Origin of the sequence: Micromonospora taraxaci, from assembly GCF_007830095.1 — a bacterium.
GTDB lineage: Bacteria > Actinomycetota > Actinomycetes > Mycobacteriales > Micromonosporaceae > Micromonospora > Micromonospora taraxaci.
Window position 1 is genome coordinate 3056050 of the sequence record NZ_VIWZ01000001.1, and the last position, 24213, is coordinate 3080262.

Here is a 24213-nt window from a genome sequence, read left to right on the forward strand (position 1 = left end):
TGACCAATCTCGAAGATCCATTCGTCGACATGCTAGGACCGGTTGGGCATTCCGTCGATCCCCACTGCCGTCCACGGTGGCCGGTCAGGGAGTCGGTGGTGTCACCGCGATGATCAGGTGGGCGGGCTGGTCGCTGGCGTTGCGGTAGAGGTGTGCCAGGCGCGAGTCGAAGGTGACCGACTCGCCGGCGGTAAGGGTGTACGACTCGCCGCCGATCTGCGCGACGACCTCGCCGGTGACGACGATCGCGCACTCGGTGGACGGGTGTGCCCAGGGTTCCGCCGAGCTGGCGTCGCCGGGTGCGAGGTGGGCCTGGAGGACCTCCAGGTCGCCCCGACCGGGGGTGAGTCGTTCGTAGGTGATCTGGCCGGGTGGCGCGGCCAGCCGGGTCCGGGCGCCGACGCGGCTGATGTGCACGGGTGGCGCCTCGGGCTCGGAGAACAGCTCCGCGATCGAGGTGTCGAAGACCTGGGCGAGTTTCCGCAGGGTGGACAGGCTGGGGTCGGTCGCGCCGTTCTCGATCTGGCTGAGCAGCGCGGGGGACACGTCGGCGGCTGTGGCGAGCTGGCGCAGCGTGAGGGAGTGCTGCTGACGCAGGTCGCGGAGTCGGTCACCGAGCATGTGTCCTCGTTCCAAAAACAGTGTGGCTGAATCTTGATTGACCCGACTATACGGCTCTGTTTAGTATCGCTGAACAACAGGCGGCAACGTTCGACGCCACTAGACAAGGCCGCGTCAAGACGAACCGGACGGCGTCCCAGTCCGGCCTACATCCAACCCGAGACGGCGCTTCCCGAGAACCCCGCGACGATCTCCCGCCGCTTCCGCCGGTGGTCGGGTCGCCCGAGGCGTCGACGCCCCGCGGTTCCCGCACGGCGGGCCGCGCGATAGAAGGTAGGAACAGCATGTCGGTGTCCCCCCGCCGGCTCCTCGCCGGAGCGTCCGCTCTGGCGACGCTGGCCGTCCTGTCCGTCAGCGCCTGTAGCGCCGGCGGCAGCGGTGGAAACGCGAACGGTGCGGCCAAGACGCTCACCGTGAACACCTCGTTCGTACTCAAGACCCTCGACCCTGGCCGGGTCTACGAGGCGACCGGCCTGACCGCCGTGCACGCCCTCTACGACACCCTGCTCACCTTCAAGGGCTCGGACGTGAGCAAGCCCGTCCCCGCGCTGGCCGAGTCGTACCAGGCGTCACCGGACGCGAAGACGTTCACCTTCAAGCTGCGGCAGGGTGTGACGTTCGCCGACGGCAGCCCGCTCACCGCCGACGACGTCGTCTTCTCGCTGAACCGCCTGAAGAACATCAAGGCCAGCCCGGCGGTCACCGTCAGCGGCCTGACCGTGACCAAGACCGATGACAGCACCGTCGTGGTCGCCTCGGCCACGCCCGACCCGAACATCCCGGTCGTGCTGTCGATGCCGTCGACAGCTGTGCTCAACTCCAAGGCCGCCAAGGAGCACGGTGCCCGCGACGGCGCCGACGCCGCGCAGGGCGACACCGCACAGCAGTACCTGGACACCAACTCCCTCGGCAGCGGCCCGTACGTGCTGAAGTCGTACGACCCGTCGGCGCAGGTGGTGCTGGAGGCCAACCCGAAGTACTGGGGCACCAAGCCGCAGTTCTCCCGGGTGGTGCTGCGCAACATGGACGTGCAGACCCAGAAGCTGACCATGCAGCGCGCCGAGGCCGCCGAGATCTCCCTGGACATCTCCGGCAAGCTCCTCGACGGCCTGCCGGGCAGCCTGCAGACCTCCGGCGTGCAGGACACGGTCTACTTCCTCTTCCTGAACGCCGACCCGGGCGTCTCGGCGGTCACCTCGAACCCGAAGTTCAACCAGGCCCTGCGTGCCGCCATCGACTACCAGGGCATCGCGGCCCTGTACGGCAAGGGCGCGGCGCCCGGTGCCGGGCTGGTCGCGCCGGCCTTCCCGGGCGCGCTGCCGGCCGGCGAGGAGTCCAAGCGGGACGTGGCGAAGGCCAAGGCGCTGCTGGCCGAGGGCGGCCTGACCAACCCCACAGTGAAGTTCACCTACCCGGCCATCACCTACAAGGGTGTAGACCTCGGCACGGTGGCCACCAAGGTGCAGGGCGACGCCGCTGAGGCGGGCATCAAGCTGGAGTTGAACCCGCAGCCGCTGACCACGTTCCTCGACGAGATGCGCGGCGGGAAGTCACCCCTCGGGTTCACCCCGCAGAGCCTGAACTACCCGGTCGCCGACTCGCTCATCAACAACATGGCACCGGGGCAGGCAACCGCGCTGCGCTCCGGCTGGACGGTCGAGCGGGCCGACCCGGCCGTGGTGGCCGCCGGCAAGAAGGTCACCGAGACGCTCGACCTGGCCGGCCGGGCCGCCGCCATGCAGGAGTGGCAGCGGCTGATGAACGCGTCCTCGCCGTACCTGGTGCTGGCCAGCAACTCCTCCATCGTCGTGGCGACCACCGACCTGACCGGCGCGGACTACACCGCCGCCGGTTGGCAGGTGGACGTCGCCGCGGTCGGCCGCAAGTAGTCCCGACGGCATGACGACAGTCCACGACGGTGAGCCGGGCGCGGTCGCCACGACCGCGTCCCGGCCCCGGGGTGCCCACCCGCTGCTGACGTTCCTGGCCAAGCGGGTGGCGATCACCGCCGGCCTGCTGCTGGGCGTCACGGTGGTGACGTTCGGCCTGGTCAACGTGGTCCCCGGTGACCCGGTGACCGCCAATCTCTCCGACCAGGCCCTCAACGACCCCGCCGCGGTGGCCGCCTTCCGGCAGAAGTGGGGCCTGGACCAGCCGCTCTGGGCCCAGTACGTGCACTACCTGGGCAACCTTCTGCACGGCGACCTGGGTCTCTCCCAGCAGACCGGGCGGGCCGTCCTGGACGACCTGCTGCACTACGTGCCGGCGACCCTGGAGCTGGCCATCCCGAGCATGGTGCTGGCGCTGCTCATCGGCACCGGGATCGGCATGCTCGCGGCGGTCCGCAACGGTCGGCTCACCGACCAGCTCGTCCGGATCGGCGCCCTGATCGGGCTGTCCACCCCGCCGTTCTGGCTGTCCCTCGTCGTGCTCTACGTCTTCTTCTACCAGCTCGGCCTGGCGCCCAGCGGCGGACGACTCTCCACGGACTTCAGCCCGCCACCCACCGTCACCGGCATGTACACCGTCGACGCGGCACTCGCCGGGCAGTGGGACGTCGCGTGGGACGCCGCCCAGCACCTGTCCCTGCCGGTGCTCGTGCTGACCTCGCTGACCGTGGCGATGCTGGTCCGGTTCGTCCGCTCGGCGATGCTGGAGGTGCTCCAGCAGGACTACATCCGCGCCGCGTACGCCAAGGGTCTGCCGACAAGGGTGGTGCTGCGCCGGCACCTGCTGCGCGCCGGTCTCGTCCCGGTGGTCACCGTCTCCGGGCTGGCCTTCGCCTCGCTGCTGTCCGGGACGGTGCTGGTGGAGAGCATCTTCGGCTGGCCCGGCGTCGGCCAGTACGCGTACCGCAGCGCCACGGCACTGGACCTGCCCTCGATCCTCGGCGTCAGCCTGTTCGTGGCGCTCGTCTACACGGTGGTCAACCTGACCGTCGACCTGCTCTACGGTCTCATCGACCCGAGGATCCGGCTCTCATGACGACACTCGTTGACCCGAAGGCGGAGCGGGCCCTGGGCCGGCGTCGCTGGCTCGGCCGGCTGCGCGGCGGCGCGACCAACCGGCCGGTCTGGCGTCAGCCGATCACGATGGTGGCCCTGACCATCCTCGGTGGATGGTTGCTGGTGGCGCTGCTCGCTGACGTTCTCGCCCCGTACGGCCCACTGGCGCAGAGCCCTGACGCGTACGCGCCGCCCTCCGGGGCGCACTGGTTCGGCACCGACTCGCTCGGCCGGGACATCCTCAGCCGGGTCATCCACGGCGCCCGCCTGTCCATCCCGCTGGCCCTGGCCATCGTCTCGTTGGCCCTGCTGGTCGGCGGGCTGCTCGGGTTGGTCGCCGGTTACGTCGGTCGGTTCGTCGACGAGGCGCTGATGCGCCTGACCGACCTGGTGTTCGCGTTCCCGCAGATCATCCTGGCCATGGCGGTGACCGCGGCGTTCGGCCCGAACACCCGTAACGCCGTGCTGGCGCTGGTCATCGTCTCCTGGCCGGTCTACGCCCGGGTCATCCGCAGCGCCGTGTTGGGCATGCGTGGCGACGACTACCTCAACGCCGCCCGGCTGCTCGGCGTCGGGCCGGTCCGCGCGCTGCGTCGCGACGTACTGCCCAACAGCGTCGGCCCGGCAATCGTGCTGGCCACGCTCGAGCTGGGCAACGCGGTGCTGCTGCTCGCCGCGTTGTCGTTCCTCGGCCTGGGCCCCCGCCCGCCGGCGGCCGAGTGGGGCTCGATGGTGGCCCTCGGCGCGCAGGACCTGTCGATGTGGTGGGTCAGCGTGTTTCCCGGCCTCGCCATCCTGACCGTCGTGATGGCGTTCAACGTGCTCGGTGACGCGCTGCGGGACCGGCTCGACCCCCGCTACACGAAGGGACGCTGAGGTGGCACCGCTGCTCGACGTCGACTCCCTGGCCGTCACCCTGCCCTCGCCGCGCGGCCCGCTGCCGATCCTGCACGACGTGTCGTTGACAGTCGACGAGGGCGAGCTGGTCGGCATCGCGGGGGAGAGCGGCTGCGGCAAGAGCCTCACCGCGCAGACCCTGCTCGGGTTGCTGCCCCCGGGGGCGGCCGTCAGCGGCTCGGCCCGGTACGCCGGCACCGAACTGCTGGGCCTGGACAACAAGGGCTGGCAACGGGTGCGCGGGGCCGGTATCGCCATGGTGTTCCAGGACCCGAGCGCCGCCCTGCACCCGATGCTCACCGTCGGCCGGCAGCTCACCGAACACATGCGGGTGCACCTGCGGATGGACCGGCGGGCCGCCGCCCGCCGTGCGGTGGAGCTGCTCGACCAGGTCCGCATCCCGGACCCGGAACGGGCCCTGCGTGCCTACCCGCACCAGTTCTCCGGCGGGATGCGGCAACGGGTCGCCATCGCCATCGCCCTGGCCGCCCGCCCTCGACTGCTGATCGCCGACGAACCGACGACGGCCCTCGACGTCACAGTGCAGGCCGGCATCCTGGCCCTGCTGGACCGGCTTCGCGCCGAGACCGGGCTGGCCGTCGCGTTCATCACCCACGACCTCGGGGTGCTCAGCGCCCTCACCACCCGCGGCTACATCTTCTACGCCGGGCGGGTGGTCGAGACCGGCCCGACCGGCGCTCTGCTCACCGCGCCCACACACCCGTACACGGCCGCGCTGCTCGGCGCCCGCCCGCACGGAACCCAGACCGGCGGGACGCTGCGACCCATCCCGGGCGCGCCGCCGGCACCCGGCGAGGCGCCACCGGGATGCCCGTTCGAACCCCGCTGCGGGTACGCCGAACCGTCCTGCGGCACGGCGCCGCCCCCGCTCGTTTCCGTCGGCGCGGACCGGTCGGTGGCCTGCGTGGTCCGCCCGAACCTGGAGGTGGCCGCATGACGACACCCGCGCCCGCGCGACTGGCCTTCACCGACGTCGAGGTCGAGTACCGATCCCGAGGTCGGGGGCGGGTACGGGCCGTCGCCGGGGTCAACCTGGAGGTGCTGCCCGGCCAGATCGTCGGCCTGGTCGGCGAGTCCGGCTGCGGCAAGTCCTCGCTGGCCCGCGTCGCGGTCGGGTTGAGCGCGCCGAGCGCCGGCACCGTCCGGTACGCCGACCGGCCGGTCACCCCGCTGGGCTGGCGACCCCGGTCCGACGCCGAGGTCGGCCTGCAGATGGTCTTCCAGAACCCGTACGCCTCGCTGAACCCCCGGCGCACCATCGGCTCCCAACTGCTCGACGGCGTACCGGCGGCGGTCACCGGGGCGGCCCGCCGGGCCCGGGTGCACGAACTGCTCGACCGGGTGGCCATGCCGGCCAGCGCCGCCGACCGTTACCCGCATCAGTTCTCCGGCGGTCAGCGGCAGCGCCTGGCGATCGCCCGCGCGCTAGCACCGGAACCCCGGATGATCATCGCCGACGAACCGGTGACGGCGCTGGACGCCTCGTCCCAGGCGCAGGTCGTCAACCTGCTCGTCGGGCTGGTCCGCGACCTCGACATGGGCATGCTGTTCATCTCCCACGACCTGTCGCTGGTGCACGAGATCGCCGACGTGACAGCCGTGATGTACCTGGGCCGGATCGTCGAGACCGCGCCCACCCGCGAGCTGTGGCGCGCGCCGCGACACCCGTACACCCGGGCGTTGATCGACGCGGTGCCGCAGATCGGGCCCACGCCGCGCCTGCCCGCCATCCTCGCCGGGGAGGTGCCCGACCCGGCCAACGCCCCCACCGGGTGCCGGTTCCGGCCGCGGTGCCCGCACGCGTTCGACAGGTGCGTCGAGCAGCCGCCGACCGTCGACCTGGGCGACCGCAGCGTCGCCTGTTGGCTCACCGACTCCGCTGCGGCACCGACCGCCGCGCGCCCACTCTGAGGACGTCCCCATGCGCATGCCCACCGAACAGGTCCTGGTCAACCTCGCCCTCTACGACGGTGTCGAGGACATCCTCCAGCCGGACCGAGGCATCTGGATCGGCGCCGACGGGATGATCCGCGCCGTCGGCCCGGTCGACGACGTCCTGACCGAGGCCGGCGACGCCCGGGTGGTCGACCTCGGCGGCGACCACGTCATGCCCGGTCTGACCAACATGCACGTACACCTATCGCTGGGGCTGCCCGGCCACCTCGCCGACACGGTCCACAACTCCAACCTGGCCGAGCTGGTGCTGCTGATGGCCGACTCGGCCCGGCGCACCCTGCACTCCGGTGTCACCACCGCCCGCCTCGTCGGCGAGAGCCGGTACGCGGACTTCGCCCTGCGACGGGGCATCGAGGCCGGCGCTGTCGACGGACCGCGCATCTTCACCGCCGGCCACGCCCTCTGCTGCACCGGCGGGCACGGCTGGGACGCCGACGCCCTGGAGGCCGACGGCGCGGACGGGTTCCGGCGGGCCACCCGCGAGCAACTCCGCGCCGGCGCCGACCTGATCAAGGTGTGCATCTCCGGCGGCATCGCCGGGCAGCACGAGGCGATCGACACCCCGCAGCTGCTCGACGACGAGATGGCCGCCGTCATCCGCGTCGCCCACGACTGGGGGCGCAAGGTCACCGCGCACGCCGGCCCGGCTGACTCGGTCCGCCGCGCCGTGGAACTGGGCCTCGACTGTGTGGAGCACGGGTACGAGCTGACCGACGACGTCACGCGGCTGATGGCCGAGCGGGGTGTTTGGTACGTGCCGACGATCGTGGTGAGTCGGTGCGAGCAGTTCTTCCGCGACTCCGGGGTGCCCGGCTGGCTGATGGACCGGGCCCTCGCGGCCGGCCCTCGACACTGGGAGAGCCTCCAGCACGCCATCCGCAACGGCGTACCGATCGCGCTGGGCAGCGACATGCCGCCGCACGCCGGCTACGACGAGACCACCGCGACGGTCCGCGAACTGGAGTTCATGGTGGACGCGGGAATGCCGGTCGCGGACGCGCTCAAGGCCGCCACCGTCCGCCCCGCCGAGTGGCTGGGTCACGCCGACACCCTCGGCAGCATCGCTGTCGGCCGGCACGCCGACCTGCTGGTGCTGCGCGACGACCCGACCCGCTCGGTCTCCGCGTTGCGCACCCTGCACGCCGTACTCAAGGGCGGGGTGGCGTACCGCGACGACCACGGCCGGCTCGGCGTACCGCGATGAGCAGCATCACCCAGGTCGCCGACGGGTACCTCGACGCGCTCGCCGAGCTGGACCCGCAGGCCGCCGAGGCGGCGGGGCGTACACCAGTGTCGCAGGTCCCGGACCTGTCGCCGGACGGCTTCGACGCCCGCGCGGAGCTGGCCCGACGCACCGCGACGGCAGCCGCCTCGGCGAGCGCGCACGGCCTCGGCGAGCCGGCCCTGGTCGATGCCCTGCGTGACCGCCTGGCCAGCGAGGTCGACCTGTACGACGCGGGTTTCACCACCCGGCTGCTCGCCCCGCTGGCCACCCCGGTGCACCTGCTCCGGCAGATCTTCGACAACCTGCCCCGGGACACCGCTGAGGACTGGGCGGTGGTGGCCGCGCACCTGCGTCAGGTGCCCGAGGCCCTCGCCCGGTACGCCACCACGCTGCGCCGGTCGGCGCAGCAGGGACACCTGGTCGCCCGCCGGCAGGTCCTCGTGGTCGCCAACCAGTGCACGGCGTGGACCCGCGCCGACTTCTACGGGCGGCTGGTGGAGGGCTACCCCGGTGGCCCGCTCGCCGGGCAGCTGCACCTGGGCGCACGGCTGGCCACCGCCGCCACCTCCGGTTTCGCCGCGTTCCTCCGGGCCGACCTGGCACCCGTGGCGTCCGAGGTGGACGGTGTCGGGGGAGACCTCTACCGGGTCACCGCGCGCAGTTTCCTCGGCGCGACGATCGACCTCGACGAGGTGTACGCGTACGGCTGGGCCGAGTTGGACAGCACCGCCGCCGAGCTGCGTACCGTGGCGCGCGAGCTGGGCCACCGGCGGGTCGCGGCCGCGCGGGCGGCGTTGGACGCCGATCCGGCCCGCCGGGTGCCGGCCGGTCCCGCCCTGGAGGAGTGGCTGCGGCAGCGCACCGAGCAGTTGACCGACGCGCTCGACGGCACCCACTTCGACATCCCGGCCGCCACCCGGCGGGTGGTGTGCCGGATCAGCCCCGCCACGTCCGGGGTCATGTACTACACGCCGCCGGACCCGTCGTTGACCCGGCCCGGCGGGATCTGGTGGTCGGTGCCCTCGGGCGAGTCGACAGTGCCGGTGTGGCGGCACGTCGGGACGCTCTGCCACGAGGGTCTGCCCGGCCACCACCTCCAGCACGCGCTCACCCTCACCACCGCCGACCTGCACCCCTGGCAGCGCCACCTCTGCCAGGTGCACGGGTACGCCGAAGGCTGGGCGCACTACGCCGAGCGACTGGCCGACGAGATCGGCCTGTACGCCGACCCGGCCGAGCGTCTCGGCATGCTCGACGGCCAGATGTGGCGGGCCGCTCGCGTGGTCATCGACCTGGGCCTGCACCTCGGGCTGCCGATCCCGGCCGGCAACGCTTTCACCGAGGAGCGGCGGTGGACTCCGGCGCTCGCTGTCGACGTCCTGACCCGCGTCGCCGGACTGGACGCCGAGACGGCCCGCTTCGAGGTGGACCGGTACCTCGGCTGGCCGGCGCAGGCCCTCGCCTTCAAGGTCGGGGCGCGGTTGTGGCAGCAGGCCCGCCGGGACGCCGAACAGCGCGAGGGGACCGCGTTCGACCGGAAACGCTTCCACCACACCGCGTTGGCGCTCGGACCCATGGGACTGGACCCGCTGCGCGCCCGTCTGGCCCACCTGCCCTGACCTGTCGTACCCCTCGGATCGGAAGTGACAGCCGATGAGCGCTGATCAGCTCACCACCACCATCACCGACCTGTACCGGTCGCTCGGCGACCGGCAGGCGTTCGACGCGCACCTGCACCCCGACCTGACGTTCTGGGAATCCGACGCCGACGGCCTGCTGTCCGGGCTGGGCGCGCTGGACGACCTGCGGGACCGACGGGCCACCCGGGCCGCCGGGCCGCCGCCGCTGTCGGTCGCGCCGGAACACCTGCACGCCGACGCCTGGGGCGACACCGGCCTGGTGCGCTACGTGCTGCGGGCCCGCTTCGCCGACGCCCGGCCGGACGAGTGTTTCCGGGTGACCGACGTCCTGCGCCGCGAGGCCGGCACCTGGCGGATCGTGCACCACCACGCGGAGGCCGTGCGATGAGCGTCGAGGAACCCACCACCGACCTGTACGACCTGCGCGTCGTGGTGGAGCGGATCGAGGGTCGTTCGGTGTGCGGTCTCCAGCCGGGCGACCACTTCGACGTGACCGAGTCGAACCGGCTGACCATCCCGGCCGGTGGGCACTTCTGCCTGTACGCGCTGGCCGCGTGCCTGCCCCTGATCCCCGCCAAGCAGCGGGAGTTGGCCGAGGGGGACTGGCTGGCCCAGGACAGCCATGTCGCCTGCCCGGACCCGGAGGAGCGCCTGATCATGCGGATCGAGCGGACCGGCCGCCGGCAGATCCCCACCGGGGAGCTGACGTGAGCGAAGGGCTGGTCGGGATCGGCCTACAGTCCGACAAGTCCGCCGACGAGTACGCCGAGCTGGCCGAGCTGACCGAGCGGCACGGGTTCGACGTGCTGTCGGTCTTCGGTGACCTGATGTACCAACCGCCGATCTTCCCGCTGCTGGTGGCGGCCCGGCACACCAGCCGGATCCGCCTCGGCGTGGCGTGCCTCAACCCGTTCACCATGCACCCGGTGGAGGTCGCCGGCCAGGTGGCTGCACTGGATCTCGCCTCGCACGGCCGGGCCTACCTCGGGCTGGCCCGGGGCACCTGGCTCGACGAGATCGGCGTGCCGCAGGTCCGGCCCATCCGACGCATCGTCGAGACTGTCGCTGTCGTCCGGATGCTGCTGGCCGGTGACGACGGCGGTTTCCAGGGCAGCGAGTTCACTGTGGCGCCCGGTACGTCGTTGCGGTACAGCCCGGCCCGTGCCGACGTGCCGGTCCTGGTCGGCACCTGGGGGCGGCAGACCGCGCGGGCGGCGGCCGGGTTCGCCGGCGAGGTCAAGGTCGGCGGGTCGGCGAACCCGGCGATGGCCCGGCTGATGCGGGCCTGGCTGGACGACGCGGCCACCCCCGACCGCGAGAGCACTGGTGTCGTGCTCGGGGCGGTGACAGTGGTCGACGAGGACGGTGTGGTGGCCCGGCGGGTGGCCCGCCGGGAGGTGGCCATGTACCTGGCGGTGGTCGCCGCCCACGACCCGACGATCGAGGTGGACCCGGAGTTGCTGGCCCGGATCCAGCAGCATGTCGGTCGTCGGGAGGACGACCTCGCCGGGGCGCTGATCGGTGACGACCTGCTCGACCTGTTCGCCTTCTCCGGCACACCCGAGCACGTGGCCTCGCAGGCCGCGGCGGTGTTCGACGCCGGGGCGAGCCGGGTGGAGTTCGGCACCCCGCACGGGTTGACGCCGCGCGGCGGGATCGACCTGCTCGGCCGGCGGGTGCTCCCTTTGTTACGGCGGTGAAAACCCCTCGTCGCGGGCCTTAAAAGATCGTGTATTCGTGCATATGATCTTGAAGGGAGTCGCCCGAAGAGGCGCTTTCGTCCACATTAGACGAGGAGCACCATGCTCAGGAGAACGCGGTGGCTGATGGCGGTTGCCGTCACGGCCACGACGCTGACCGCCCTACCGGGCGGCTCGGCCACAGCCGGCGGCATCGACCGACCCGGCGCACCCGCCGCCTTGGCGAACGGCAAGACGCACACCGTCACCCTGCTGACCGGCGACGTGGTGACCGTCCGAAGCACCGGCTCGGGGTGCCCACAGGCCACGATCCGGCCGGTCGACGAGAACGCGGTGATCAACCAGAGCTGCGGCCCCGACGGTCACCTGCACGTCGTCCCCGCCCGCGTCGCGTCCCAGGTCGGCCCGGTCCTCGACCCCGACCTGTTCGACGTCACCACGCTGATCGCGGACGGGTACGACGACGACAACTCCGCCGAGCTGCCGCTCATCGTGCAGCCCGCCACCGCGTCCGCCCGGGTCGCCGCTCTCGGCGACGTGCTGCCGTTGCCCAGCATCGGCGCGGTTGCCGGCCGCGTACCCAAGAAGAGCCCGGCCACCGCGAAGCTGGCGACCAACTCGCTGCTCGCCGGCGCGAAGAAGGTCTGGCTCGACCGCAAGGTCCACGCCACCGCGCTGACCGGCGGCGGACAGCACGCCGGCCTGGACCGCAACCTGGACCAGATTGCCGCACCGGACGCCTGGAAGGCCGGCTACACCGGCAAGGGGACCACCGTCGCGGTGCTCGACACCGGTGCCGACTTCACCCACCCGGACCTGGTCGGGCGGGTCGCCGACCGGGCCGACTTCACCGCCGAGGGCGGCGACGCCGTCGACCACAACGGCCACGGTACGCACGTCGCCTCGACCATCGCCGGCACCGGCGCCGCCGCACACGGCCAGCGTCGCGGTGTCGCGCCCGACGCCAAGCTGCTGATCGGCAAGGTCCTCGACGACCACGGCTACGGCGACGACTCCGGCATCATCGCGGCCATGGAGTGGGCCGCCCCCCGCGCCGACGTCATCAACATGAGCCTTGGCGGCAGCGACGCCGACGACGGCAACGACCCGCTCTCGCTCGCCGTCGACGGTCTGAGTAAGTCCACCGGCACCCTGTTCGTCATCGCCGCCGGAAACAGCGGCGCGGCCATCTCCTCGCCCGGTTCCGCCGCCAGCGCGTTGACCGTCGGCGCCGTCGACCGCGACGACAAGCTCGCCGACTTCTCCAGCCGCGGACCGCTGGTCACCAGCCACGTGGCAAAGCCGGAGCTGGTCGCACCCGGTGTCGACATCGTCGCCGCACGGGCCGCCGGCACCAACCTGCAGGACCCGATCGACAAGCACTACGAGGCGATCAGCGGCACCTCGATGGCCAGCCCGCACGCGGCGGGCGCCGCCGCGCTGCTCGCCCAGCGCCACCCGGACTGGACCGGCCAGCAGCTCAAGGCCGCACTCGTCGGCGCGGCCGACCCGCTGACCGGCGTCGACGCGTACGCCGTCGGAGCCGGCCGGCTCAACGCGGCCCGGGCCCTCGGTGGCCCGACCAGCAACCAACCGGTGGTCAACCTCGGCACGTTCGCGTACCCGCAGTCCGGGACCAGCGAGGCGAAGCTGAGCTGGACCGCTGAGTCGACGACCGTCCTCGATCTCGACGTGGCAGTGGTCAACCACGACGGCCAGCCGGTGCCCCGCGGCGCGGCGTCGCTGTCGACGAACCGGGTCACCCTCAAGCGCGGCGCGACCGACGGTGCGACAGTGCGGATCAACCGCGCGGCGCTGGCCGCCCGGCCGGGCTTCTACCTGGCCACCGTCACCGCCCGTTCCGGCCGCAAGGTCGTCGCGACGACCCCGGTGAGCTTCTACGTCGAGCCGCCCAGCTACGACCTGACGATCCGGACGAAGCCGATGCCCGGCCTGAAGGACGGCGCGGAGAGCTGGATCAACCTCATGGTCGCCAACCTGACCGACCCGACGCTCTACTACGGCGGAGGGTCCGGCACTCCCGGAGACACCTTCACCCTGAGGGTTCCCGCCGGCCGGTACTCGGTGTTCGGCGCCTCGGTCGCCTACTACGTCGACAGTGACGTGCTGGAGACGACGCTCGCCGCCGAGGCCGACCTGGACGTGCGCGGCACCCGGACCGTGACGCTCGACCCGGCGCGAGCCAAGCCGGTGACGGCGACTGTCGACGGGGTACCCACCACGCCGACCAGGACCGACTTCACCAACGTCCAGACCGCGTCGAACGGCCTGGCCTGGTGGCACCAGATCAGCGGGTACGGAACCAAGACGACGGTCCGCACCACTGCGCTGCCCAAGCCCACCGTCGGCTCCCGGCGCACCTGGGCGGCCGTCAACCTGGACTCGCCGGCCGGCACCGCCGAGCCGTACCGCTACAACCTGGTGCACGAGTACGCGGGCGGCGTGCCAGCCGACCCCGCCTTCCGGGTGAACAAGGCGGAGCAGGCCAAGCTGGCCCGGATCGACGAGCGGTTCCACCAGACGGATTCGCCGGAGATGTTCACCCAGCTGGTCCGGACCGGCATGACCCGCGACGGGGTGGGGGTGACCCAGACCCACGAGGGGAACCTGCCGCCGAGCCGGACCGACTACCTCTCGCCCGACATCCTCTGGGCCGACCAGGGCGTCTACGGCGGGCTGGCCGCGGACGAGGCACCCCGCAGCTACCAGCCGGGTAGCCGGCAGACCAAGATCTGGGCGCGTCAGCCGTTGCACTCCGGCTGGTACGACGACCCGGCCGGTGCCGACTGGAGCTGCGCCACCGCGCCGTCGCGGACCCGGGGCAACCTGCACCTCGACCTGGTGTCGCTGACCGACAAGCACCAGCGGGCCGACTGCCTCCAGGGCGAGGCGATCGGCGTGAAGCGCAAGCTGTCGCTGTACCGCAACGGCAAGCTGGTCGACGAGCGGTCGGGCCCATTCGGCGATTTCACCGTTCCGCAGCCGATGGCCGACTACCGGGTGACGCTCGACGTCGACACGAGTCTGATCCTGCCGATCTCGACCAAGGTCAACACCTCGTGGACGTTCCGGTCCGCCGGCCCCGACGGGACCGGGAGCGTGCCGCTGCCGCTGCTCGCTGTCGACTACGCCCTGCCGATGGACCACAACAACCATCCGGTCGACGGAACGGCCGAGCTGGCCGTCCGGCAGGCGCACGGTGTGAAGACACAAAAGGTGACCTCGTTCCAGGTCTGGACCTCGACCGACGACGGCGCCACCTGGAAGACCGCCCGGGTCACCGGAAGCGGGGACAGCTACCGGGTTGCGCTGCCGAAGGCTGCCGCCGGGCAGCCCGTGTCGCTGCGGGTGAAGGCCACCGCCAACGGCGGTAGCGGGGTCGACCAGACCATCATCCGGGCGTACCACGCCGGCTGAGGTCAACACGGTGGTGCGGCCCGGCTCCGGCCGGGTCGCACCACCGTTCTGTGTCGCGGTGTCGATCCGATCCCACCTCGTTCGTCGTGACGGTGAACCGCGACGCCGACAACGAGAGGCACGCCCATGACGCCAACCGCCGAGACACCGCTGCGCCCAACCCGTTTCCTGCTGGGCTGCGGCACGGTCGCCGGCCTCCTCTTTCCCGTCCTGTCGTTCGGCCAGGCGTTCACCCGATCCGGGTTCGACCTGCGGCGGCACGCGGTCAGCTCACTCACCCGCGGTGACCTCGGCTGGTTGCAGGTCACCGCGTTCGTGGGCACCGGTGTGCTGGCCGTCGCCTTCGGGGTGGGCCTGTGGCGGGCGTTGCGACCGGGTCGGGCCGGCAGGGCGGTTCCGGTGCTGGTCGGCGTGTACGGGGTGGCGATGATCGGCGGTGGAATCTTCGTCCCCGATCCCGGGCTCGGCTGGCCGCCGGGCGCCCCGACCGGCCTTCCGGACCAGGCCAGCACGGGCAGCGTCCTGCACACGGTCTGCGGCGCGGCGGCGTTCCTGTCGCTGATCGCGGCCGGCCTGCTGCTCGCTCGACGGTTCGCCGGCCAGGGGAACCGGACCTGGGCGCTCTACAGTGCCGTCAGCGCCGCCGTCGCGTTCGTGCTCACCGCCCTTCCCTGGAGCGAGGGAAGTGCGAGCATCCGCTTCGCCATCGGAGCGGTGCTCATCTCCGGGTGGCTCGTGGCGCTCTCCTGGAGGACACGCGACGACGTCGCCGACCGCTGAGGCGCGTCTCGTCGGACCAGCCGCCGATGAGCGGCCGAGGTCACTGGCCTTCCCAGACGGCCTTCGCGCCGGAGTCGCCAGTGCGGATCACGTAGTACACGGCGATGCCGGCGGCGATCACCGACAGCACCTGCAACGCGAGGGTCAGCGGTCGAGAGGGCCGTCCGTCGGCGCTCGCCTCGGCGGCCCTCGGCGCGACGAACCAGACCAGTGCCAGCGCCACGATCCCCAACAGGATCGCGGCCCAGAGCGTGATGTCGCCGAACTCCTGGTGCGTCTCCAGCGTCGGCAGGAACTCGGGGGTCACCCGGTTGGCGGCACGCATGCGCTCGAAGAAGGCGTCGCCGGTGAGCTTCGCCAGCAGGGCCGCGATCGGCGCACCCACCGCGAGCAGCCCCAGCACCCAACGGGTGTGCGGCCGGATCAGCGGGACGAGCGCGTAGCCGATCGTCAGGAGCGCCAGCAGCGGCACGAACACGACAGCGGCGTGCAGCACCAGCGGGTGGGCGGGGATGCCCATGAACTCCTCGAACATCGGCGTCTCCTCCGGTGACATCGGCCTGGACGTTGATCGTCCACACTAGGACGCTATCGGTACCACGTGGGCGTGTCATCCCCGTCGATCGCTCAGCTGTCGCAGCGCAACGCCGCCAGATCGACGGCGTCCGCCATCGCCTGCATCCCCTTGTCGTTCGGGTGGATGTGATCGCCGCTGTCGAAGAACGGCAGCAGCGCCTGTGGGTCATACGGGCTGCGGGTGATCCGGTCGAAGTCGATCACGGCGTCGAACACGCCACTGTGCCGGATCCACTCGTTGACGCCCTGGCGCACGGCCTCGCCGGCGGCGTCGTACTCCGGCCAGCCCTTGAACGCCGTGACCGTGGCGCCGACGACGCACCTGCCCGCCGCGTGCGCCCGCTCGGCCAACTGCCGATAACCTGCGGTCAGGTCGTCGACGGTGACGCCGGTGTGGGCCTTGATGTCGTTGATGCCCTCGTACACGAAGACGGTGCTGACCCCCGGATGGGAGAGCACGTCACTGTCGAACCGGTGCAGCGCCGCCTCGCCGGCACCGTCGGCGAGCACCTTGTTGCCCGAGATGCCGGCGTTGGCCACGCCCTTGACCGGGCTGTCCGGGGCGGCCTGGAGCCGCCGGGACAGGTAGTCGGGCCAGCGCCGGTTCGCATCCGTGCTGGAGGCCCACCCGTCGGTGATCGAGTCACCGAGGGCCACCACCGAGCTGATCGCCGTGGACGTCCGCACACTGACCGCGTCCAGCCAGTACCAGGCGGTCATCGTGTCGGTCCAGTTGGTCGCCGCCTCTTCGGCAACGTGGTCGCCGGCGGTCGCGTACGACGTCTGCATGGCCATGCCGTGCCCGCTCGTCGGTCCCTGCGCACCGGTGACGTGCAGGCTGACGACGAGGTTGCTCTGGGCGGCCAGCCTGCCGGTCAGCGGGTCACTGAGCACCGTCTCCCCGGCCGGCACCGTCACCGACGGTTGACCGCCGAACGTCAGCCGCCGGTTGCTGCCCCGGACCAGCTCGGCGCCCTGCCGCTGCAACCCGGCGTACGCGCTGGCGAAGGTCACCGGGTGCTCGCCGAAGGCGTTGGTGAGGCGGATCCGCAGCGCGTCCCCGCCGACGCTGGTGCGGACGACCAGCCGGTAGCTGCGCTCTGCGGGCCCCGCGCCCTGCCGGTCGGCACTCGCGGCCCAGGTGACCGCGAAGTGCCCGTCCGCACCGGCCGCCGGATCATGCCGAGTTCGCGCCAGCGCCGGCGACGCGGCCAGGGGTACGCAGAGCAGCGCAGCGACGACAACGGCCGTTCCACGCCGTGCGAACCCGGCCCGCATCAGACGTTCCTCAGGGCGACCGACTCGCCGGGGCGAAGGCTGACCTGACGGGACCGACCGTTGACCAGCACAGTGGTGTCTCGGCCGCCGACGCTCGTCAGCTTCGCCTGGGTGACCCGCCCGTCGCGCCACCTGAGGTCGACGGTGAAGCCTCCGCGTACGCCGACGCCGCTCACCGAACCGGCGGACGCCCAGGCGGCGGGCAGCGCCGGCAGCAACTCGACGTGACCGGGGCGGGAGTAGACGAGCATCTCGACGATGGCGGCGGGGGTGCCGAGGTTCGCGTCGATCTGGAAGATGCCCCGGCCGGGGTTCGTCTCGTAGATGTCGAAGAGGTTCATGGCGCTGCCGTTGCTGCCGTTCGTGGACGGCTTCAGGTTGGTGACGACGAGCTGGTACGCCTTCTCCGCGTCCTTGAGCCGCGCCCAGCACAGGCTGCGCCACGCATTGGCCCAGCCGAAGCTGTTCATGCCGCGTGCGGTGAGCAGGGCGGTGGCACCGGCGACGATCGCGGCGGGGGTGGAGCCGTCCGGGCGGATCCGGTCTCCGGGGAAGAGCCCGATCAGCGGGGAGAGGTGCCGGTGCGTGGTCTCACCGAGGTTGTCCGGTGACATCCACTCCTGCAACCAACCCGAGGTGGGGCTGACCTCGGGCAGGTAGAGGCGCTTGCGCAGCGCGTCGACAGTGCGGGCGTGGTCGGCGTCGCGGCCGAGCACCCGGGCGGCGGTGTGGTAGTTCTCGAAGAGGTTCCACACCAACTCCTGAGAGTAGGTGTTGCCCCTGGTGTCCTGCGGCCCGTGCTCGGCCGACCAGTCCCGGTCGGCGACCAGGACCTCGCGCGACGCGCCGGCCGCGTCGGTGACGGTCATGCTGACGAGCCGGGTCTCCCAGAACTCCACGGCGCCCTTGATGACCGGGTAGACCTTCGCCAGGTAGGCGCGGTCCTGGGTGTACTCGTAGTGCTCGAACAGGTTCTGGCAGAGCCAGGCGTTGCCGCTCGGATGCCACCACCATCCGCTTCCGCCGTACGGGTTGGTGGAGAAGGCGACAGCCCACCCGGCGACCTTTCCGCTGGTGTTGCGGAACCTGTTGGTCGAGGTGTTGAACAGCCGTTGGGTGACCTCGGTCCAGACCGGCAGCTGCGCGACGCAGTAGTCGGCGTAGGCGTCGAAGGTGTCGGTGAGGCCCGCTCGGTCGGCCGGCCAGTAGGTCATCTGGATGTTGACGTCGCTGTGGTAGTCGCCCATCCAGTCCGGGTCGTTGCCGTCCAGCCACGGGCCCTGCAAACCGATCGGCAGGCTGCCCCGCGATCCGGAGAGCAGCAGGTAGCGGCCGAACTGGAGGTACGCCGCCTCCAACTCCGGGTCGGGCACGTTGTCCCGCCAACGCGCCTGCAACCGTTCCCAGGTGTCGAGTTGACGTTGGGCGACCGACGTCCCGAGGTCGATGGCGAACCGCTCGAACGCCGGGCGGACGTCCGCGACGTGGGTGTGCAGCAGGTCGCGTACGGACGCGCGGGCGGCTGCCAGGACCTTGTCCCGGGCCAGCCGTTGCGGATCCACCGACGTGTCGCGGAAGCCGGTGGCGGCGGTGGGGGCGTAGTTGGTGCCGCCGCTGACGACGACGGTCAGGTCCCGGCAGCCGGTGAAGGCGATCGACGTGCCGGTCACCGCGACCTCTCCGGTGCCGCTGTACGCGGTGACGGCGGCCCCGTAGCGCAGCCCGTTGGCGAAGGAGGCGCCGAACGACGCGAACCGGCCCGGGGTGTCGGCGGTGGTGGACTCGCCGTGCGTGCCGGCCAGGGTGACGGTGCCGGTGTACGCGCCGCCGCCCTGCTGGGAGAAGTGCAGCACGATGACGTCGTCCGGGCGGCTGGCGAAGATCTCCCGGCGGTAGCCGACCCCACCGATGTCGTACGCGGTGGTGACCAGTCCCTGCGCCAGGTCGAGGGTGCGGCGGTAGGTGTCGACGGTGCCGAGGTCGTGCCCGGGGATGTCGACGGTGAGCGTGGCCAGCATGGTCAGCGAGCCGAAGTCCTCGCGCCCGTAGGGGAACTGACCGTCGCCGTCGAGCGTGTCGTTGCGGCCACCGGTCCACAGCGTGGCGTCGGTGATCGTCAGAAGTTCCCGGGACGGGTCGTTGCTGGCGAGGGCCCCGAGTCTGCCGTTTCCGATAGGCAGGCCCTGCTCGATCATGGAGGTGGCGGAGCCGGGCGACTGCCACCAGAGCTGGTTCCTCGACGCGAGGCCCGGGGCGAGCATCGGCGACTCGGTGGGCCGCCGGGGAGTGGGCGTCGCGGCGAAGGCGGGCAGCCCGCCGAGGGCGGTGGCCGCGCCGGTGGCGGCGGCCATCGCGAGGAAACCGCGGCGGCTCGGGTGGATGTCGCGCGGTTCGGGGTGACGGTTATCCATGTCGGGTTCTCCAACCTGGGCGTTCGGCGGATGCGCGCGGCGGTGCGGCCCGGCTGCTGCGCCGGGCCGCGCCGGGCACGTCAGAGGGTCTGCGGTACGGCGATCCGGTCGATGTCGGGGGAGTACCAGGTGCCGCTGTCGAACGTGATGGTGTTGGTGCCCGCCTTCAACGCCAGTTGGACGGTGACCGTTTCGACGGTGCCCCAGTCACCCGTGGACGGGAACGTCAGGTAGGTGCCGTTGCCGCTGTTGGAGGAGACGTGCACCGACCGCGCGTCACCGCTGACGTATGAGACGGCGACGGTGTAGATGCCGTCCCTGCGTACTGTGACGTCGTTGATCCGCACCTTGCCGCCGACGTAGAGGTTGCCGACCTTCCTGCCTCCGGAGCAGGCGTCGCAGCCGCCGACGGAGGCGTTGCCGGTCAGGGTGTTGGCCGGGGCCTCGGCCTCGTAGCTGGTCGTGGCGAGGGCGGCACCGGGCCGTACGGTGAACAGCCGCGAGCCGTGCGCGGGCAGCGCCGCGGTGATCGTGTTCTTCTTCGTCCCGAGGTCGCGGCGGTTCCACACGTCCCGGACCGAGGCGTTGCCGGTGAAGCCGAAGGACGCCCAGTGCGCGGTGACCGAGGCGGGCGCGTCGGCCAGGTTGAACAGGGCCACGGTGTAGCTGCCGTCGGGGTTCTTCGCGCCCCAGACCTGCTGGTCACCGGCCGGGGTGACCGGCCGGGCGGGTGCGCCGCCATTCTGGTCGATGGCGATGACCTCGCGGTTGGTCAGCAACGACAGCCCGTAGTCGTCGAGGCGGGTGAGGTCGTCCCCGGTATACAGCGGTGACTTCGAGATCGCCCACAGCGTCGCGTACGACTGCCGCTCGGCGTTGGTGAGGCCGTCCATCTCGCCGTTGCCCACGTTGAGCGAGTCGAGGTCGTTCCACCCGCCGGGGCCGGCCTTGCGGCTCCAGGCCGGCGCGTCGTCGAACCTGTCGTCGACCGAGTTCTCCCAGCTGACCAGGGTGTTGCAGTAGCACTCGACGTCGGTGTCGATCCGCCACCCGTTGGAGTACCGCTTCCAGTCGGCGGCGTGGCCGATGTCCAGCGACCAGGACAGTTCGAGGTGGATCGGGCGGCCGGCGGTGGCGATGGCCTTCTGCCAGGCGGCCACGTCGGCAACGTTGTCGTAGTTGTCACCGGACTTGAACGACCCCGGCCCGACGCCGTCGAGCTTGAGGAAGTCGTAACCCCAGTCGGCGAACAGTTGCGCCTGCGAGTCGATGTACCTCTGCGCGCACGGGTTGTCGAAGTTCAGCTTGTACGCGCTGTCCCAGCCGTTGGTGGTCCGCAGGTCCGGGTAGACGACGTCGGCGGTGGTGCACCCGGGCGCGTTCCAGATCGGCGCGGCACCGTTGACGTACGCCTCCTTCTCCAGCCCGACGGGCAGGTAGATACCGGCCTTCAACCCCTTGCCGTGGATGTGGTCGGCGACGGCCTTCATGCCGCGTGGGAACCGCACCGGGTCGGGTGTCTGCCGGGCGTACTGGTCGAACCTCGGCACCCAGGCGTTGTCCCGCCACCAGCCGGCGTCGATGTTGACGTACTCGTAGCCGTACGGCTTCAGCTTCGCGGCGAGGGCGTCCGTCTGCTTCAGGACGTTGGCCTCGGTGAGGTAGCTGTAGTCGCCGTCCGGGTTCAGGCCCGGGTACTTCGACGACTGCATGGTCCAACTGGTCCACCCCATGAAGGGGCGCTCCGCGAGGCCCGCCGCCGTCGGGGCGACCGTCGGGGCGGCTTCGGTCGGCGCGGCCTGGGCCGGGACGGCGCCTGCGGCGAGGAGCACGCCCAGCACCGCCGCGACGAACGGGACTCGGGTGCGGGGCTTTGTCGGTGACGGCATGGTCAACCTCCTGGTGGCGCGGATGGGTCGAGCAGGTCGTGGACGGCCGGTCAGGGGACGACGAGCGACTGGATGCTCACGGCCGCCGCGCCCCGGGCCCACGCCTCGAAGGGCAACGGGCGGATGGAGACGGGGCACCGTGCGGCGGCGCCGAAGGCCTGCCGTTCGAAGCTCGTCCGGATGTGGCTGTCGAACAGGTCGTACGCGGCCAGCCCTTCACCGGACACGACGATGCGGGTGGGGCCGACCAGGTTCGCGACGGCCGCGATGCCGCAGCCGATCGCGGTCCCGGCCCGGGTGAAGACGGCTCGCACCTGTTCGTGACCCTCGCGGGCCAGGGCGACGGCGTCGTCGATGGTGAGGTCGGGGCGGCCGGTGTGGTCGCGGGCCTGCGTCACGATGGCGTCGGTGCCGGCGATCGCCTCGACGCATCCGCGACCGCCGCAGTGGCAGTCGGGGCCGTCGGCGTCGACGGTGAGGTGGCCGATCTCGCCGGCCACGCCGTACGAGCCGGACACCAGGCGACCGTTGACGACGAGCCCGCAGCCGATGCCGGTGCCCACTGTGACCAGCGCGAACGACTCGGCTCCCACCCCCTCGCCGAACCAGTGCTCGGCGGCGGTGAGCGCCTTGACGTCGTTCTCCACTGTGACGGCGAGACCGGTGCGTCGGGCGGCGAGTCGGCCCAGGGGCACGTCCCGCCAGTGCAGGAACGGCGAGTAGCGCACCAGGCCGATACCGCGGTCGATGTCGCCGGAGAGGGCCAGGCCGAGCCGGCGGACCAGACTCCGGTCGCCAGGGAATGCGTCGAACAGGTCCTCGACGAGCCGGCCGACCTCGGTGAGGACGGCATCGACGTCGGGGGCGTCCAGCGGCCGACGGGCGCTGGCATGGACCTGCGCGCGAAGGTCGCACACCACGCCGATCACCTCGTCGGCGGTGATTTTCACACCAAGGAAGAACTCGCGTTCGGCGCGGACCGCGAGAGGGCTAGCGGGGCGTCCGGCACCCGGGCCGGATCGTTCGGTGGCTGCCAGTTCGTGCAGGTAACCCAGGTCGATGAGGGGTCGTGCGGCCTTGGTGACGGCGGCGGAGGAGAGCCCGAGCCGCCGCGCGAGCGCGACCCGACTCACCGGCCCCTCGGTCAGCACCGTCGTGAAGACCGCCGTCGCCGCCGGTGGGCCGGCGAACACACCAGCGTCGATGCCAGGAAACATGGGCGAAATCTATGACGAATAATTAACTTCTTCAAGTATTGATTTGCCTCAGTGCTCCGTCCTAGAGTCGGCAGCCTGCCGAGCTGCCCGATGAGTGGAGCAGGCGCGCGGCCACTGCAGACTCAGGTCGCCGCCGCACGGACGCCGAGGCCGACCAGGATCACGCCGGTCAGCCGATCGAGCATTCGGCGCACCGATGCGGTGCGGAGCAACCGGGCGGCGGCACCGGAGACGACGGTCCAGCCGGCGAGCCAACAGGTGGCCAGCGCGGCGTGTGCCGTGGCGAGAAGCACCATCGGCACCAGCACCGGTCGGCCCGGTTCGAGGAACTGCGGTGCCAACGTGAGGTAGACGGCGGCGGCCTTGGGATTCAGCACGTTGCCGAGCAACCCTTGCAGGTACGGGTGGTCCACGCGCCAGGGCAGCCTTCGGGCGGAAACCGTCGGTCGCCGTCCCGCCTCCGTGCGACGGCGCGACGCGGACCAGAGCATCCAGAGCCCGAGCCCGACCAGATAACCGGCGCCGACCAGCTTGACCACCCAGAACGCCTGCGACGAGCGGAGCACCAGCGCGGCCAGGCCGACAGCGGCCAGCGTGGCGTGCACGTAGAGCCCGGTCACCGTACCCAGGATCACCCACCAGCCCTGCCGCCGCCCGCCGCTGGCGACCCGCGAGACGACCAGGGTCAGGCTCGCGCCCGGCGTGGCGGTGATCGGCGCGACGGCGAGCAGGAAGCCGAGCACCGCGACCCCGCGCATGCTCAGACCACGACCCGGTAGTGGGTGGTGAGCAGGCCGGCGTCGTCGTACACGTGGAACGCGACGCCGGGCGGCTGGGTCTGGGTGGCCAACGGGCCCTCGCCCTCCCACGGCATCCGCAGTGTGGAGACCACACCCGGGGCGATCCGCAGGGGACGGCCCGCGAAGGTGCTCGCGGCGGCGGTGTGGAAATGCCCGGTCAGCACGGCGACGACCTGCGGATGGGCGGCGACCAGCTCGGCCAGGGGCTCGGCCCGCAGCAGCCGCATCGGGTCGATGACCGGGTGGTGCAGCACCACCGGCGGGTGGTGGAAGGCGATGAACGTCGGCGTCTCGGCCGGCACCGAACCCAGCTCGTCGGCGAGCCAGACCATCGTCTCCTCGTCCAGGTGACCGTCGTCCGCGCCGGGCACCGAGGAGTCGGCGAGGAGGAAGACCGCCCCGGCCACGTCGTGGCGGGCGTTGATCGGCCCGGCGCCGCCGCGGTCGTCACCGAGCAGACCCTTGCGGTACGCGTCGCGCACATCGTGGTTGCCCGGACAGACCATGACCGGCAGCGGAGAGTCGAAGAGCTTCGCGGCGGTCTCGTACTCGGCCACCTCGCCGTGGTCGGCGATGTCCCCGGTGATCAGGATCGCGTCGACAGGTCGTGGCAGGCCGTGCAGGTAGTCCATGACCCGGGCGGTCCGCTCGGCCGACCGGGGATGGCTGTCGAGGTGGGTGTCACTGAGATGCGCGATGACCAGCACGAAGGCACTCCTAACGGCTATCGACGTCAAAGCCGTTAGGGACGCTACTCCG

Annotated in this window: 20 protein-coding genes; 12 read left to right on the top strand and 8 right to left on the bottom strand. The window is 71.6% G+C overall.

Translation table 11 applies throughout. From position 1 onward, the window contains the following. Positions 1-84 precede the first annotated feature (84 nt). Entirely contained in the window at positions 85-621 is a 537-nt protein-coding gene (locus FHU34_RS14125) for a cupin domain-containing protein (protein WP_145780543.1), read from the bottom strand. Positions 622-905: 284 nt separating this feature from the next. Between FHU34_RS14125 and FHU34_RS14130 the strand changes: the two genes are divergently transcribed. The 12 genes from FHU34_RS14130 (at position 906) to FHU34_RS14185 (ending at position 15283) form a co-directional block, all read left to right on the top strand. Further along, a complete protein-coding gene (locus FHU34_RS14130) occupies positions 906-2510 on the top strand; it encodes an ABC transporter substrate-binding protein (protein ID WP_145780545.1) in 1605 nt (534 codons plus the stop codon). 10 nt (positions 2511-2520) lie between these two features. Next, entirely contained in the window at positions 2521-3606 is a 1086-nt protein-coding gene (locus FHU34_RS14135) for an ABC transporter permease (protein WP_208744998.1), read from the top strand. Further along, the gene (locus tag FHU34_RS14140; protein ID WP_145780548.1) at positions 3603-4502 is read left to right on the top strand and encodes an ABC transporter permease; all 900 of its coding nucleotides are present in this window, start codon (positions 3603-3605) and stop codon (positions 4500-4502) included. The genes FHU34_RS14135 and FHU34_RS14140 overlap by 4 nt, the downstream gene beginning before the upstream one ends. A 1-nt stretch (position 4503) precedes the next feature. Beyond that, a complete protein-coding gene (locus FHU34_RS14145; protein ID WP_145780550.1) occupies positions 4504-5481 on the top strand; it encodes an ABC transporter ATP-binding protein in 978 nt (325 codons plus the stop codon). Beyond that, on the top strand, positions 5478-6455 hold the full coding sequence (locus tag FHU34_RS14150) for an ABC transporter ATP-binding protein (protein WP_145780552.1): 978 nt from the start codon (positions 5478-5480) through the stop codon (positions 6453-6455). Before FHU34_RS14145 ends, FHU34_RS14150 begins: the two co-directional genes overlap by 4 nt. Positions 6456-6465: 10 nt before the next feature. Beyond that, positions 6466-7704 carry an amidohydrolase family protein gene (locus tag FHU34_RS14155; RefSeq protein ID WP_145780555.1) on the top strand — a complete coding sequence of 413 codons (1239 nt, stop codon included), beginning with the start codon at positions 6466-6468 and terminating at the stop codon, positions 7702-7704. Next, positions 7701-9344 (top strand): DUF885 domain-containing protein, encoded by a 1644-nt coding sequence (locus tag FHU34_RS14160; protein ID WP_145780557.1) that lies wholly within the window; start codon positions 7701-7703, stop codon positions 9342-9344. The genes FHU34_RS14155 and FHU34_RS14160 overlap by 4 nt, the downstream gene beginning before the upstream one ends. A 34-nt stretch (positions 9345-9378) precedes the next feature. Further along, positions 9379-9753: a nuclear transport factor 2 family protein gene (locus FHU34_RS14165; protein WP_145780559.1), complete on the top strand. Its 375-nt coding sequence runs from the start codon at positions 9379-9381 to the stop codon at positions 9751-9753. Next, positions 9750-10076 (top strand): TIGR04076 family protein, encoded by a 327-nt coding sequence (locus tag FHU34_RS14170; protein ID WP_145780561.1) that lies wholly within the window; start codon positions 9750-9752, stop codon positions 10074-10076. Before FHU34_RS14165 ends, FHU34_RS14170 begins: the two co-directional genes overlap by 4 nt. Continuing rightward, positions 10073-11065, top strand: coding sequence for an LLM class flavin-dependent oxidoreductase (locus FHU34_RS14175; RefSeq protein WP_145780563.1), 993 nt, complete (start codon positions 10073-10075; stop codon positions 11063-11065). Before FHU34_RS14170 ends, FHU34_RS14175 begins: the two co-directional genes overlap by 4 nt. Before the next feature lie 102 nt (positions 11066-11167). Next, positions 11168-14503 (top strand): S8 family peptidase, encoded by a 3336-nt coding sequence (locus FHU34_RS14180; RefSeq protein WP_244311669.1) that lies wholly within the window; start codon positions 11168-11170, stop codon positions 14501-14503. 126 nt (positions 14504-14629) lie between these two features. Further along, positions 14630-15283 carry a DUF998 domain-containing protein gene (locus FHU34_RS14185; RefSeq protein ID WP_145780565.1) on the top strand — a complete coding sequence of 218 codons (654 nt, stop codon included), beginning with the start codon at positions 14630-14632 and terminating at the stop codon, positions 15281-15283. A gap of 40 nt (positions 15284-15323) precedes the next feature. Here the strand turns inward: FHU34_RS14185 and FHU34_RS14190 are convergent, their stop codons facing one another. From FHU34_RS14190 to FHU34_RS14220, 7 genes are all read right to left on the bottom strand, one after another. Next, complete coding sequence (locus FHU34_RS14190; RefSeq protein WP_145780567.1) at positions 15324-15818, bottom strand: DUF2231 domain-containing protein; 495 nt, start codon at positions 15816-15818, stop codon at positions 15324-15326. Between the two features lie 92 nt (positions 15819-15910). Further along, positions 15911-17137 (bottom strand): SGNH/GDSL hydrolase family protein, encoded by a 1227-nt coding sequence (locus tag FHU34_RS14195; protein ID WP_145780568.1) that lies wholly within the window; start codon positions 17135-17137, stop codon positions 15911-15913. Further along, complete coding sequence (locus FHU34_RS14200) at positions 17137-19548, bottom strand: glycosyl hydrolase family 95 catalytic domain-containing protein (protein ID WP_145780570.1); 2412 nt, start codon at positions 19546-19548, stop codon at positions 17137-17139. Before FHU34_RS14200 ends, FHU34_RS14195 begins: the two co-directional genes overlap by 1 nt. An 80-nt stretch (positions 19549-19628) precedes the next feature. Next, positions 19629-21437 (bottom strand): alpha-galactosidase D, encoded by a 1809-nt coding sequence (locus tag FHU34_RS14205; protein WP_145780572.1) that lies wholly within the window; start codon positions 21435-21437, stop codon positions 19629-19631. Positions 21438-21487: 50 nt separating this feature from the next. Beyond that, the gene (locus FHU34_RS14210; RefSeq protein ID WP_145780574.1) at positions 21488-22654 is read right to left on the bottom strand and encodes an ROK family transcriptional regulator; all 1167 of its coding nucleotides are present in this window, start codon (positions 22652-22654) and stop codon (positions 21488-21490) included. A gap of 122 nt (positions 22655-22776) precedes the next feature. Beyond that, positions 22777-23412, bottom strand: coding sequence for a LysE family translocator (locus tag FHU34_RS14215; RefSeq protein WP_145780576.1), 636 nt, complete (start codon positions 23410-23412; stop codon positions 22777-22779). 2 nt (positions 23413-23414) lie between these two features. Continuing rightward, positions 23415-24161, bottom strand: a complete 747-nt coding sequence (locus FHU34_RS14220; RefSeq protein WP_145780578.1) for a metallophosphoesterase — start codon at positions 24159-24161, stop codon at positions 23415-23417. Positions 24162-24213: the final 52 nt, after the last annotated feature.